Annotated in this window: 11 protein-coding genes and 2 pseudogenes; 8 read left to right on the forward strand and 5 right to left on the reverse strand. The window is 47.8% G+C overall.

Annotated features, from left to right (window positions below; all coding sequences use genetic code 11):
- Positions 1 to 55: 55 nt before the first annotated feature.
- Positions 56 to 352 carry a hypothetical protein gene (locus ACZ5ZS_RS09455; RefSeq protein WP_188595799.1) on the reverse strand — a complete coding sequence of 99 codons (297 nt, stop codon included), beginning with the start codon at positions 350 to 352 and terminating at the stop codon, positions 56 to 58.
- 120 nt (positions 353 to 472) lie between these two features.
- On the opposite strand from ACZ5ZS_RS09455, the gene ACZ5ZS_RS09460 reads away from it, so the two are divergent.
- From ACZ5ZS_RS09460 to ACZ5ZS_RS09480, 5 genes and pseudogenes are all read left to right on the forward strand, one after another.
- On the forward strand, positions 473 to 838 hold the full coding sequence (locus tag ACZ5ZS_RS09460; protein WP_268237945.1) for an MFS transporter: 366 nt from the start codon (positions 473 to 475) through the stop codon (positions 836 to 838).
- Positions 810 to 941: pseudogene (locus ACZ5ZS_RS09465) on the forward strand (hypothetical protein); the annotation flags it as partial. The gene ACZ5ZS_RS09460 and the pseudogene ACZ5ZS_RS09465, both read left to right, overlap by 29 nt.
- 318 nt (positions 942 to 1,259) lie before the next feature.
- Positions 1,260 to 1,466 (forward strand): annotated as a pseudogene (locus tag ACZ5ZS_RS09470) (hypothetical protein); the annotation flags it as partial.
- 9 nt (positions 1,467 to 1,475) lie between these two features.
- Positions 1,476 to 1,733: a hypothetical protein gene (locus ACZ5ZS_RS09475; RefSeq protein ID WP_075059220.1), complete on the forward strand. Its 258-nt coding sequence runs from the start codon at positions 1,476 to 1,478 to the stop codon at positions 1,731 to 1,733.
- A gap of 90 nt (positions 1,734 to 1,823) precedes the next feature.
- On the forward strand, positions 1,824 to 2,084 hold the full coding sequence (locus ACZ5ZS_RS09480) for a hypothetical protein (protein WP_188595800.1): 261 nt from the start codon (positions 1,824 to 1,826) through the stop codon (positions 2,082 to 2,084).
- Positions 2,085 to 3,463: 1,379 nt separating this feature from the next.
- Here ACZ5ZS_RS09480 and ACZ5ZS_RS09485 read toward each other — a convergent pair.
- From ACZ5ZS_RS09485 to ACZ5ZS_RS09500, 4 genes are all read right to left on the reverse strand, one after another.
- The gene (locus ACZ5ZS_RS09485) at positions 3,464 to 3,610 is read right to left on the reverse strand and encodes a hypothetical protein (protein WP_188595801.1); all 147 of its coding nucleotides are present in this window, start codon (positions 3,608 to 3,610) and stop codon (positions 3,464 to 3,466) included.
- A 297-nt stretch (positions 3,611 to 3,907) separates the two neighbouring features.
- Entirely contained in the window at positions 3,908 to 4,045 is a 138-nt protein-coding gene (locus tag ACZ5ZS_RS09490) for a hypothetical protein (protein WP_188595802.1), read from the reverse strand.
- A gap of 10 nt (positions 4,046 to 4,055) precedes the next feature.
- Positions 4,056 to 4,427: a hypothetical protein gene (locus tag ACZ5ZS_RS09495; protein WP_162508339.1), complete on the reverse strand. Its 372-nt coding sequence runs from the start codon at positions 4,425 to 4,427 to the stop codon at positions 4,056 to 4,058.
- Positions 4,428 to 4,631: 204 nt separating this feature from the next.
- The gene (locus tag ACZ5ZS_RS09500; protein WP_188595803.1) at positions 4,632 to 5,984 is read right to left on the reverse strand and encodes an ankyrin repeat domain-containing protein; all 1,353 of its coding nucleotides are present in this window, start codon (positions 5,982 to 5,984) and stop codon (positions 4,632 to 4,634) included.
- A gap of 1,966 nt (positions 5,985 to 7,950) precedes the next feature.
- Here ACZ5ZS_RS09500 and ACZ5ZS_RS09505 point away from each other — a divergent pair.
- From ACZ5ZS_RS09505 to ACZ5ZS_RS09515, 3 genes are all read left to right on the forward strand, one after another.
- Positions 7,951 to 8,397 carry a protein kinase domain-containing protein gene (locus ACZ5ZS_RS09505; protein ID WP_188595804.1) on the forward strand — a complete coding sequence of 149 codons (447 nt, stop codon included), beginning with the start codon at positions 7,951 to 7,953 and terminating at the stop codon, positions 8,395 to 8,397.
- A 221-nt stretch (positions 8,398 to 8,618) separates the two neighbouring features.
- On the forward strand, positions 8,619 to 10,571 hold the full coding sequence (locus ACZ5ZS_RS09510; protein WP_188595805.1) for an ankyrin repeat domain-containing protein: 1,953 nt from the start codon (positions 8,619 to 8,621) through the stop codon (positions 10,569 to 10,571).
- An 806-nt stretch (positions 10,572 to 11,377) separates the two neighbouring features.
- Positions 11,378 to 12,166 carry an outer membrane protein assembly factor BamB family protein gene (locus ACZ5ZS_RS09515; RefSeq protein ID WP_188595806.1) on the forward strand — a complete coding sequence of 263 codons (789 nt, stop codon included), beginning with the start codon at positions 11,378 to 11,380 and terminating at the stop codon, positions 12,164 to 12,166.
- Positions 12,167 to 12,206 lie beyond the last annotated feature (40 nt).

Genomic DNA, 12,206 nt, shown 5'->3' on the forward strand with positions numbered 1-12,206 from the left:
CGCCTAGCGAGTTAAGCCGTTAAAGCGCATGGCCATGAAGGACATGTGGAGGGCATCATTGCTTTCCGCTCCTCAACTCCCTTAGACCTACCCTCATGAGGACCCGCGCCAAGTCCATCGGAGGAATCCTCCCCCTCAACTCCTCCCAAGCGCTCCTGCCCATGACGGCTATGGCCCTCCCGGATCCCCCGACCTCCAGCCACTTGATAACGGCCTCCCCATCCCGTGCGTTCACCACAGGTATGACCCCGGGCCCAGGCCCCCTAATTATGGGCAGCCCCGTCTCATCGCTCAACAGCATAGATATGCTCCCCACGTCCCGGTCCGCCACGACCACTATGAGGGCATCCACGCCGGGTTAACCGCGGGCCCCGTTAAAAATCATTACAGGCCATCGGGGTTGCCCGTGAATCGTTCCCAACGGAGGCGGGGCTCTAGGCATCCTTATAATAAGCACGCCAGGCCGCTTCGCATGGACAGGCGAGGCCCGGGGCTCATCTTACTGACCACGTCGCTTGCCGCATTTCAAACCCCCTTCAACTCCACGGTGCTCTCCTTCGCGGTGCCCACCCTGGGGAGGGAGTTCCACGCGTCCCTCTACTCGCTCGTCCTCGTGCCCATAGCGTACCCAGTACCGCTCCCCCCGCTCATGATTCTGCTGGGGCGGCTGGCCGACATCCACGGCAGGATAAAGGTATTCAGGGCAGGCTTCGTAGCGATGACGGCCGGGTCGCTGATCGGGGCGGCGGCCACCGGCCTCCCCACGCTAATCGCTGCCTCGCTGGTGATGGGGCTTCGGCTCAGCGATACTGTCGCCCACCTCCACCGCCGTAGTTAGCCAAGTCTTCCCGCGGGGGAGGAGGGGCTTCGCCCTCGGCATCAACGCCATGTCGGTCTACCTGGGGCTCACGTCGGCCCCCTTCCTGGGCAGGGCCATGATGCAATTCCTGGGCTGGCGATACGTCTTGCTGATGAGCGCGGCGTTGGCGGTGTTGGGCCTGGGGGTCTCGCTGGAGTCAATGAGGGAGCTGGACCTGGGGAGGCGGGGGGAGGCAATGGCTGCGGCGGGGGCCGTTACGTTTGGATCGGCGCTCCTATCAGCAGTGGCGTATATGGTGATGTCGGCCGTGTATGGATGGTCGAGGTTCATCTATCTGCCGGCCATTTCCATAGCCATGCTTGCCGCGTTCGCCGTCGTTGAGACTCGAACCGAGTTCCCCATGCTGGACCTGAACCTGTTCAGGCGAAACGCTCAATTTGGTGTTTATGGGGAGGGAGGGGAATTATGGCATAGGGATGTTGCGGCATTGTATAGTTTGAGGAAGGGAGCTGAGGATGTGAGTCCCGTGCCGTTGGGGTCGAAGGAGTCCCATGACCCACCTATTATTAAGTTTGGTAGGTGGTTGAGGGCTAAGTCCCTACACTCGATCATGATTGAATACAAAAAGAGTGAAATGAAAGCGTAGGGACAAACGGTGTTGGGCACGATGAGGTTCACTGGGCAATTGATGAGCATAACTCTGGCCAGCGCAGTGCTAGTGGATAGGTTGGGCAGGTACGCGGCGCTCTACCTGCTGGCGGGGGTGGCTGCCCCAGGCGGCGGGGCGTACTCATTATTCCTGGCCGGCCTCAAGACCGTGCTGGCCGCATCGGCGGGCCTCAGCTTCGCCGGCGCCCACGCATCCCTGCTGCGCGGCAGGGAGACGGGCAATGCGAGCAGTAAGAGAGCGTAATAATATACCTATGTATGCAAATAACAAATAAGTTGATATAATTGTAATATAACAGATAGGTATAATTACTGCTAGATGGACTGGATAATTATGAGCATTGGCATGGATTTAATAAGGTCGCTGGAAAACATGGAGCGCGTCTTCCCCCACGTCGTTAGGCTGGCGCTGGCCAGCCCGAACGGGATCTACGTGCTGGACCTATCATTGAAGCGCGAGGTTGGTGCGCTGGCGTCTGTGCTTCAATCAGCGTCCTCGGTGGTTGGGTCCGTCCCCAATTTGGTGTATGCGTACGCCAACCCGGGGGAGGCAATGGGCAGGGCATTAATAATATACCCAGCGGGGGGGGGGTAAGGAAAAGCTGAGGGAATTGGTGAGCGCCGTGGAGCGCGTGGGGGCCATAATAATGAATGCCAGCTACGTGAGCGTTGAGAACATTAAGTAAAGCCATGCATTGGGAATCAATTACTGGAAATAGAATTAAAATTCATAAAAGCATGTTGTATAAGATAACATTCAATAAATCTAGCGCTTTAGTCGGGGCTATTAGCACTTCTTTAGGTGCCTCATTTATATAAACCTGCACTTCCATATTAATACCCGTGATGTTAATTCATAAATTACTTAACGGTAATTACTCATTAATAGTCAAATCACTATATTTTACTGCAACATGTTCAATTACATTGAATAGACTGACAAGGGAATGGGAATGTGGGGGCATGGTTTTTGGCGGACCCGGTGGGATTTGAACCCACGACCTACGGCTCCGAAGCAGAAGAAGCCTCAATTAAGGAAAAAAGGAGGGGATTGATCAATTGAGACCGTGAACGATGCTTACCCACATAAAGAACCCAACAGCCTAGCCGTGTTCAGGCGCACCACGACCAGAACCACCAATAACATACCTAGCAATAAGTTATGAAAACACATACGAAACAGCATTCGAAGCAGAAGAAGAAAGATCATTTAATTAAATCACGAGCCAATTTAATCTGTTGTAGGTTCATTGCTTCTTGCAGTACTGCCCCGTTGGCTGCGTATGCCACAAACTAATGTACTGTATAGATGTACCATATACTCCCGCCAACTCCTTGCAACCAACATCAAAATGCATATGCAATTTTACTTAAATAATTCTGGTCGCCTACAAGTATAGTCCAGCATCCCGGATTAACCTTATCCAAGGTTGACGGCGTTTGGTTTCGTGATTTATAGTCTTAGCGTCGCCCCCGCCTCTTGGCAGTAGGTTTATTAGGTGCGACCTTAGTTTCCCCAAACCAGGCCTTGCCATGGGATCCGGCGACAAGCAATCCACCATGATGGAAACCAGGGCCGGGGGCGGCCAGCCGTGGATGGAGGACGCCGTGAATTCATCCCTAAACTTAGAGTTAACGTCGGCTAATGGCGGAGCACCCGTTAATACCCAATACATGACCTCGCATATTTAGTAGCCGTCGGTCTTCTCATTCATCCCGCCGTCAAACTGCACAGGCGCAGCATATATTGGAGTCATGGTGTGCCCGCTCTGCGTAATGCTACCTAGGGTTGGGCACTCACGCATTATCCTAGAGACGTTCCAATCCGTCAACTTAGCCTAGTCACCCCACCACTCCCTGCTCACCAACACGTTATCCGGCTTGATGTAGCCGTAAACCACTCCCTTGGAGTGGGCGTACTCCAATGCATCAATTAGGCTTAGGAGGGTCGGGACTGCCTCGCTTAGGGGTAGCTTAACCTCCCAAGCTGCCGTCCATCGACTTCATCATCACATATGGGCGCGGCTTGACGTCGTAATCAAGTAGCTTTACTATGTTGAGGTAGTCCAGGTTTAGCCAGACACCGACCTCCTTAACGAAGTCCTTGGAAACATTCCCCATACACCTTAACCGCCCTTGCCGACCCTATCCAGTAGCGCCCGGCCCTTCTGAGCCTCGGGCAACCTAGCCACATCAGGCTCAACAATGCCAAGGGGCTTACCGCCAATCACATCTGCCTCAGCCCCTGCTTAATCTGGAACGCTTGTTGCTTCCTCTAATTCTCTAGACATGAATCCCCGCCTCCTCAACCATAACTCAGAGGATGCTGCGAAGGCAAGCAGGTTTAGTTAAGCCTGGGGCCCAACCACATAAGTATTTACAAGGGATCCATTACTAACCCTCTCAGCGGTTTCATTTTTAAATTTCTACTTCAATTCCTTTTGAATACAATGGAAGATAATTACCTGCTGAATACACTGCGATTCCCCATGGTATTATTGGCGCTGAGTAGTTATTCATATCATTCATTATAAATCCTTCAATAAATCCTCCCATGTTTTGCAGATTATTTATTATCTTGGAAAATAGTTAATGTATCCTGGCCTGGAGAGGGTATTGCTGGATTTGATGTTAATACTGCTTTTTCACCTATATATCCAATCCATGGATGATCTAGAGCATATATTAATAGTTGTATATATTGTGGCTCTGTAACCAGTATCGTCCAGTATCCCATACTTATTTCATTTAATAATATTGTGTTTCCCTTTACAGGTATTTTTACTACTATTGATGCTCTGTTATTACCAATAACATAACTCAATAGTATAAAACCTTTGCTATCATCATGATTATTATTAAATTGATTGATGATGTTTACATCTTTTTGTATTACTGAATTAGAGTAATTATCTACATGATATATTCCTAGTTCCACAAGACTACCATTTCCGGCGTAGTGAATGAGTTCGATGAAGTATTAATCGGCTTGAGGAACGCATACCATGAGTTAATAATAATCTCGCTGATCGATGCATGCGGAGTAGGTGAATGCATTATATAAATTGCCCTGGTTATAGTAAAAAATAATATTAGTATTAATGCAATCCATAATATTCTTTTATCTTTCCTCTATTCTTATCTACGTGTTTCCCCCGGCTTTTTGTCTTAAATTCTTGGGAGATCCTGTCTCAGTTTCTTTCTTGACTTTTTGTTTCAATTCTTTTACAACATCATAGTGTCCGTTCTTCTCGGCATAGTCTAGCGGTGTCTTACCATCATTATTCTTGGTGTTAGGATCAGCGCCATATTTGATGAGTAGCTTAACAGTATCAAGATCACCGTTCATTGCAGCATAATGTAGTGGTGTTTCCCCATAATTATCCCTTGCATTAACATCTGCACTATATTCAAGTAATATTTCAACAGTGTCAAATTCACCATGCATTGCTGCGTGGTGTAATGGTGACAAGCCGTAATCATCCTTAATATTTGGACTTACCTCCATTTCCATTAATTCCCAAACCTTCTCTGCATTACCATATCTAGCTGCTTCTATTAATTGCCTATTTAATTCTTGATTGGTTGTTCTAGCCTCATTTTCCTTTTTTGTCTCGCCGACTTCAGTCTTCTTCAATGACCTTGCCGTCTTACCCGTCAATGATTCCCATCTATTGTAGATCTCTTCTATTTTACTTCTCAATTCCCTAATGCTTATTCTTTCTCCTTGCTTTACTCTAAGCGCCTCCTCTATTACATTATCTATAGGTTCGTTTCCAGTTCGTGTTATCTTTACCATGCCCCTCTCGAAATCCACCTCAGGCAGTTTTCCAGTAAGCATTTCATGCATTATCATGCCTATCGCCCAAGTATCGCTGGCCTTAGTTGGGTTACCCATCAACTGCTCAGGCGCTGCATAGCCCGGCGTATACCCTGGCCCCGTTCTACTCAGCGTTGATGCAAACCTTGCGGTGTTGAAGTCAGACACCTTCGGTATAGAATCCCTCGTGAACAGCACATTCTCGGGCTTCAGGTCGCCGTGGACTATGTCTCGACCATGAAGGTGATTAACCACATCTGAGACTTGGAGGGCTATCCCTACTGCCTCCTTAACTGGCACCGGCCCACCCTCGAGTATTCCCCTAAGCGAGCCGCCCTCGCAGTATTCGAATATCAATGCCAACTGATATTTATCGAAGCCCTCAAACTTGACAATGTTTGGATGATCAATCCTCCTGAGAACCTCGACCTCCCTATTGACAATATCAGTGTTGGTGAGGATGGTTGGGCGCTCGATGCCATTAAGCATTGCGAAGTAAACCTCCCTGGGCAGCTTCACGACATGGCTGGCGCCGTAGTCATCTGCGCAGAGCATCGCCACGGCGAAGCCGCCCTCGCCAAGAAGGCTTCTACATTCGAGGGAAGCAACGTTAAGCCTCCTAGGAAGCGAGGCAGGTTTGGCTGGCTTTAAGGCAACGTTGACTGGGAAGGCCACTTAATATAATTTGCTTACTACTTATAAAGCATTGCTTTAAAGCTTAGGCAATTAGTTAATCATGAATTGCCTCTAGCTCCTTTGTTGAATATTTTTAATCTTTGTTCCTTTTGTGGACAGAGTTCCTTTAACTATCAACCGGCCTTATGTTTTTATAATGCATGCTGAGCAATTCCCGCGAGCCTCCATGATGTTATAAATAGGCCTTATCTGTATTCGCTGATTATTCAATAATTAAGGACGGATGCGAGGCATTCTCCCAGCAACCTCTTTAACTATGAAAATACCGTCCCAACCTGCCATCTCCGGGGTATCTGCGACACTTCCATGTCTTGGATCTAGAAGGAGCCCCCTAGCCGTCCGCCCTCTTGCATCAGACCATCTTGACTTGCCGCTTGGGCTCCTCCTGGACTTCATGTCGGAATCAGCTCCATGCCGGCATTTGTTGAAGTTGGCCCTTGAACAGTGAGCTGCTTCTTCGCACATCCTTCATTTTCCCGCATACCTTTCGCACAATCAACAGGATTGAAGAACTCTCTGTCGCCTGCCTTGCGTCCATAAGCAATCCGAACTTGCAATTACATAGTTTGATGCATCACATCCCCCATTAATGACCTAATTGATGGATATAAGCCCGGTTAACCTGGAGAAGTCGGGCCAGGAGGCTTAGGCGCGGAGTGCTCATTGATATCATTACTTTATTCACGCCGGCCCTAGCTAAGGAAGCTATGCCGAATGCCGTAAAGTCATTGTAGCGAATGTCTCCATCAGCAATTTGTCACAGTGCCTTCATGAATTGCATGAAGGTGCCCTTATCCTCCTCACCAAGGAACCTGACAGGCTCAGGTAGATTAACGGGAGCCTCTCCCTAACTCACCTATTTCCTCGGGGTTTCTTTCCTCATTGCCGCTAAGCCTTGAGGCTAAGGTTATTAACCTCGCTAGTTCCTCCGCAAGTGATGGTTTTGTCATCACCAATCTCAGTAATGTTGGTCGTTTTTCACTTCCCCGTAATTCCGCTTCGCTGGCTGGTAATGAGCACTTGACGAGTGCTTACCGTGCACTATATTGTTAACAAGCAGTTCAATAGCCCTAATGCCCTCAGCATTAATCCTGTTAGTAGACATGCATTGAGTTGGGAATGCTAACGACAATGTAAAGCCCCTCTGCAACCTGCTGAGTCCTTTAGTCTCATCTCTTACCTCTGCACTCATCGCCGCTGAGTTGCAAATACCATTTTGGCCCAGGAGCCCTTAATTTCACGGAAGCTCCAATCTTGTCCACACAGTCTCCTCTTCCAATTGTCGAATACTTGAGACAACACCTTACCTATGTCGACCTCATCAACGTTAATTACGACCACGCCGTAATCCTCCTCATTCCTTCACAATCTCTTTCTAGTTAATGGTAATCCCTGAGGCAGTTTTTATAGTCTTCTCTTCCCGATTCCTTGAAGTCAATCCTTTTATCGGAACTACACTATAACAACGGCCTTTTTCATCGTCCACGGAAACAACGTTGAATTCATTTTAGCACAGGTATTTTATGGCATGCAGAATCTCCGCGTTAATTTTCATTAACCGCATCCTCATCTGATTACTTGGAGCATCAGCGCTCACAGTAGCGCCAGTCCTCCCTGGTTTTACCTACATCATTCCGCATCACCTCTTGCCGACCCTGTTAATTAGGCGTTATAGATGGGTTCTATTTTAGCAAACGTCCTAAGACGCGATACAGTTCAATCTTTGGCCGCATCCTCCGTGGCATATAGATGACGCAGCCTAGGTGGCTATCCTTATTGAACCTAGCCTCAAAGGACAGCTTATTACCGTCTGGAAACTGGAGCGTTGAACGCACCATCTTGTCAAAAAGCTCATCCAAGAGCTCAATCTCATCCTTAAACCTAACAAACATTAACCTGCCTGACTGGGATATTGTTGATATGGTATTATTCAGCCTACTTTACAATGCATTCACAACTATCAGAGCTGAGAATCATAATAAGGTTAAGTTATCCATGCGAGGTCGTCCCAGCATTCCACAACCTAATAGATGCCTTGGAGTACACATACTCCAGGGGTGTTGTTCACTGTGATATAAAGCCTGGGAACGTGCTGGTGAAGAGGGGTGCTGATGGCGTCTTGGTTGTTAAGTTAAGTGATTGGAATGCATCGAGGATTTTCCAGAGTAGCCACCCAACATTGTTAAGTAGGCCAGCATTGACGCCCACGTACGCTGCGCCGGAGCAATTTGATGGTAGGGTTGGTGAGCAGACCGATGTTTACCAACTCTATGAGTCAATGTACGAGGTGTTGATAGGAACGCCGTCATTCACGAGCATTAGCTCTAAGTTCAGGGGTGAGTTTAAGCCTCCCTCAGTCCACGACAAGTCGCTCGCGGCCCTAGACCAATAATGGCTAGGTGTCTATCACCAAACCCAGAAGAAAGATCAACCCTAGGCGAGTTAAAGGCACAGTTAATGCAGTTAACGGGTGGGGGTAGGGAAACGGTAGAGGCGGAAATCAGCGCGAGGGCTAACCACATCACCCCAAACACAAAGTTGAGAAGAATCTACATATTAAACAAACCTGGCAACATTGTAATACTTTTAAAGGCTAAGCTTGGTTTAATTAACGTGGCTTGTTTTAATGCTTCATTTAGGGTGTATTTAAGGGAGGAGATTGTTCATGATACATTAGGTTCTGGTGTACATAATACCTTGGGCGGGTTTAGGGAGGTGAAGGTGGGGGGTTGCTTCAAGTTCCTCGCCTGCGGCGGCTTCTCCTGCGCATACGCCGTTGACTATAATGGTTCTAGGTTAACATTCAAGGTGCCGAGGGATTACAGGAATTACGTGGAGGGGAGTTACAAGCCCTCCATCGTTGCCGGCATCGACGCCAATAGGAAGGAACTGGAGATCCTGACGAAGCTTAATCACCCTAATATTGTTAGGCTCCTCGGCTATGGCGTTGACCTCCCAATCCTAGTCTACGAGTATGGCGAGCACACGCTTAGGGATCTTATGGCTAAGGGCCTCGGCGGGGGTGATTGCCTAAAATACGCTTCACAGTTGGCTGAGGCGCTTAGGTTCATCCACAGCAGGGGCGTTGTTCATAATGATATTAAGCCTGAGAATGTCTTGATCGTTAATGGTGTGGCTAAGTTGACTGACTTCAACACGGCTACCATGCTATTGGCCACTGCATCATCAAGCAGATTATCAATATGCACTGCAGGCTACTGCGCACCGGAGCAGTTATTCATGGACTTGAGGAGGGGGGCCGTTGAGGGGGGTTTCGAGAATAGGATCGACGTATACCAGTTGGGCGACGTGTTGCTAGAATGCTTGACGGGGGAGACGATTGATGGTGAAGCAGTCAACGAGGCTAAGGTTAATGAGGCATTAAGCAAGGTAAACAATAAGGAGTTGAGGCAACCCTTGTTAGGTTTAATAATAAGGCATATGCTGAATTATAGGCCAGAGGAGAGACCATCAAGCGAAGAGGTAGTGAAGGTAATAAAAGCAATAAAGGAAGGGGAAGCAATAGCAAAAGAAAAAATAGAAAAGAACAAAGAAACTGAAGTAAAGCCAGCGAGCGTTCCCGATTATCTAAGCGAGAGATTGCTAAATGCAGCGGCGGAAGGCGACGTGGGGAGGGTTAAGGAGTTGCTGGGGTTGGGCGTTGACCCGAACGTTAAGAATAATGATGGATATGCTCCGTTGCACTACGCCGCAATTCGCGGGAATCTCGATGTCGTTAAGTACCTCGTAGAACACGGAGCGGACGTAAGTGCCAGAGATGCGGGCGGGAATACGCCATTACATGATGCAGCTATGGAAGGCAAGCTCGATGTCGTTAAGTACCTCGTAGAACACGGAGCTAATATAAATGCTAGAAATAAGGATGGTATGACACCCCTTGATGCAGCGATGAAGAGGAGGCGCCGTGACGTTATTGATTACCTTAACCGTTATCAAAACAGGGATTGGGGGGTTCCTAGGTCCTTGCTGGGCCTGCTTTACGGCAACCAAGCCCCCAACTACCTGCCCCTATACACAGCATTGTTCCTTGGATTCATTGTCATCTACATTGGGCGTGGTTCGCTGGAGCCCTTGTCTATGTTATCGCTGATAACCATCAACTCGATGGCGGCAGCATTTGCTCCAAGCCGCTGGAGCCTGCCGCTAACCGCCACTGTCGCGCTAGTGTTATTGGCGCTGGGTTTTTGGGCAATGGGCGAGTGGATGATCACAGTGGCTCTCCTCGTGGCCAGCTACGCCATATATGCGCTTGGAGGCAACAATATTTCAAGCATTGTAGTGATCTACCCGATAACAATAGTAGTCCTGGTGGCGGAGTGGTGGCTCCTCAAGTACTGGATGGTCGCGTACCTGGGCTTCTTCGTTGCATCCATGGTCGTCATAGATTACGCGCTATCCAAGGCATTGAGCCCGGTGTATAGGGGCCACGGCAAGTCGACGTATATCGTGAACTCCGTCATATCGTTCCTGCTCGTGTTAGCAGTGTTTCACGCATTGATCTACGTTAACGCGCTCCACCTCAGCGCCGCCGTTCCCCATATCTAAGCCAAGGCCCATTTTAATAAAATTAATGCAAACTATCCACTGTTGAAACATTGCCTTATATCAGACCTAATCTAGGTATCTTTATTTAGGATAGGTAAATACTTATAAATGGGATTGATATAATTGGCCTGGTGGTTTAGCTGAGCGATAAGAGTCTCGGTCGGCGGCTTGGGTTTCCCATAATCGTGGCCGCTATCATTGGATTCCTGATAAGTTATTTCCTTATCCCCATGCCCGCGGCGTCCGCCCCACCATCCACCGTCTACTCCACTATAACGACCGCCTCCACAGCGACGGAATACATTTACTCGACGGTGACCTCGTACGTAACTACGGCGGGCGCGGCGGTCTCGCCTGCTCACCCATCCACTATTACGACTACAGTGACTATGATGAAAACAATCACGGCACCGGCCACGACTCCAACTACGACCACCACGACAAATACGACGACCACTACTGCCTCTCTGGTATTCAGCGCACCAACACTGGATAATCAATACCATGGGGACTACGCCCATGCAGGCTTCATAAACAGCACTGGACCAACGAAGCTAATACTTGATTTAAATGAGAATGGGAGTAATGGTAACCCCGTTAGTACACCAGGTTTAACCGCATACGGCTCCAACATCTTAATATCAGATACTGGACCGAATGATAATCAGCAATGGATTGTTTACCTAAACCTGAAATCACTTTCTAGTTTAAGTACTATAGCTCAGGGCGGGTATGTTTGGGGTTACGGCTTTTGCTCTATCGGCTCAGTATTTTCCTTAACTTACTTAACTGATAATGGATATATTATGACTTCAGAGGGTCCATGTAGTAATTATCCATCTCCAGGAATAGAATATATTAACTTTGCAGGAAGTGTGATTTGGGATGTAGGTATGCCTTTCTTTGCAAGTTTTATCACAATTTATAATTATATAGTGATAGCAGCAGGCAGTAACTCCATCATAGCCTACTTCCTGAATAATGGAGCTAAGGTATGGTATAGAAACTTAACTTCCACTGTGAATACCACCGGTTACATTACCATGATACCTACTGTTGGGGATAATGTTGTCGTGGTTAGTTTAAATAGTCCTAACGCCTTAGTGGCATTAAATGCCGTTAACGGAGCGTATTTATGGAGTCTAAATCTTACCTCATTTATTACGGCTACACCTGCCTATGGTGATGGATACTTTTACTTTGGGACAAGTAATGGTAAGCTTTATGCCGTATCGCCAAACGGCTCGGTGAAGTGGGTTGATGACATAAATATACCTGTACTTACTACACCTGCAATTGCTGATGGTAGGCTTTACGCTGGTTTAGGTAATGGTACATTTTTAGCAATTAATGATGCCACGGGCGCCACCATTTGGGGTGATACGTTTAACAGCCCAATCACGGCGCCTCCCATAGTGTCCACTAATGGTATTGTTTATATTGGTACGGAGGATGGGAATGTATATGCCATAAATGCTAATAATGGCGCAATATTATCTAAGTACTCAACAGGATACACCATAGTATCATTGGCTTTAGATGGGGGTTACTTAATAGCCCTAGATTCTCAGGCAAACATATATATTTTCAAGTGATGGAGATGCTGCATAACAGCTTTATATTATCCCTTTATTA

The sequence above is a fragment of the Thermocladium modestius genome (assembly GCF_055398215.1).

Coding starts and splice junctions, on each gene's coding strand:
- ACZ5ZS_RS09460 (WP_268237945.1), top strand. CDS start 473: ATGGACAGGCGAGGCCCGGGGCTCATCTTACTGACCACGTCGCTTGCC.
- ACZ5ZS_RS09480 (WP_188595800.1), top strand. CDS start 1,824: ATGAGCATTGGCATGGATTTAATAAGGTCGCTGGAAAACATGGAGCGC.
- ACZ5ZS_RS09515 (WP_188595806.1), top strand. CDS start 11,378: ATGACTTCAGAGGGTCCATGTAGTAATTATCCATCTCCAGGAATAGAA.
- ACZ5ZS_RS09490 (WP_188595802.1), bottom strand. CDS start 4,045: ATGGGAGGATTTATTGAAGGATTTATAATGAATGATATGAATAACTAC.
- ACZ5ZS_RS09505 (WP_188595804.1), top strand. CDS start 7,951: ATGCATTCACAACTATCAGAGCTGAGAATCATAATAAGGTTAAGTTAT.
- ACZ5ZS_RS09485 (WP_188595801.1), bottom strand. CDS start 3,610: ATGGGGAATGTTTCCAAGGACTTCGTTAAGGAGGTCGGTGTCTGGCTA.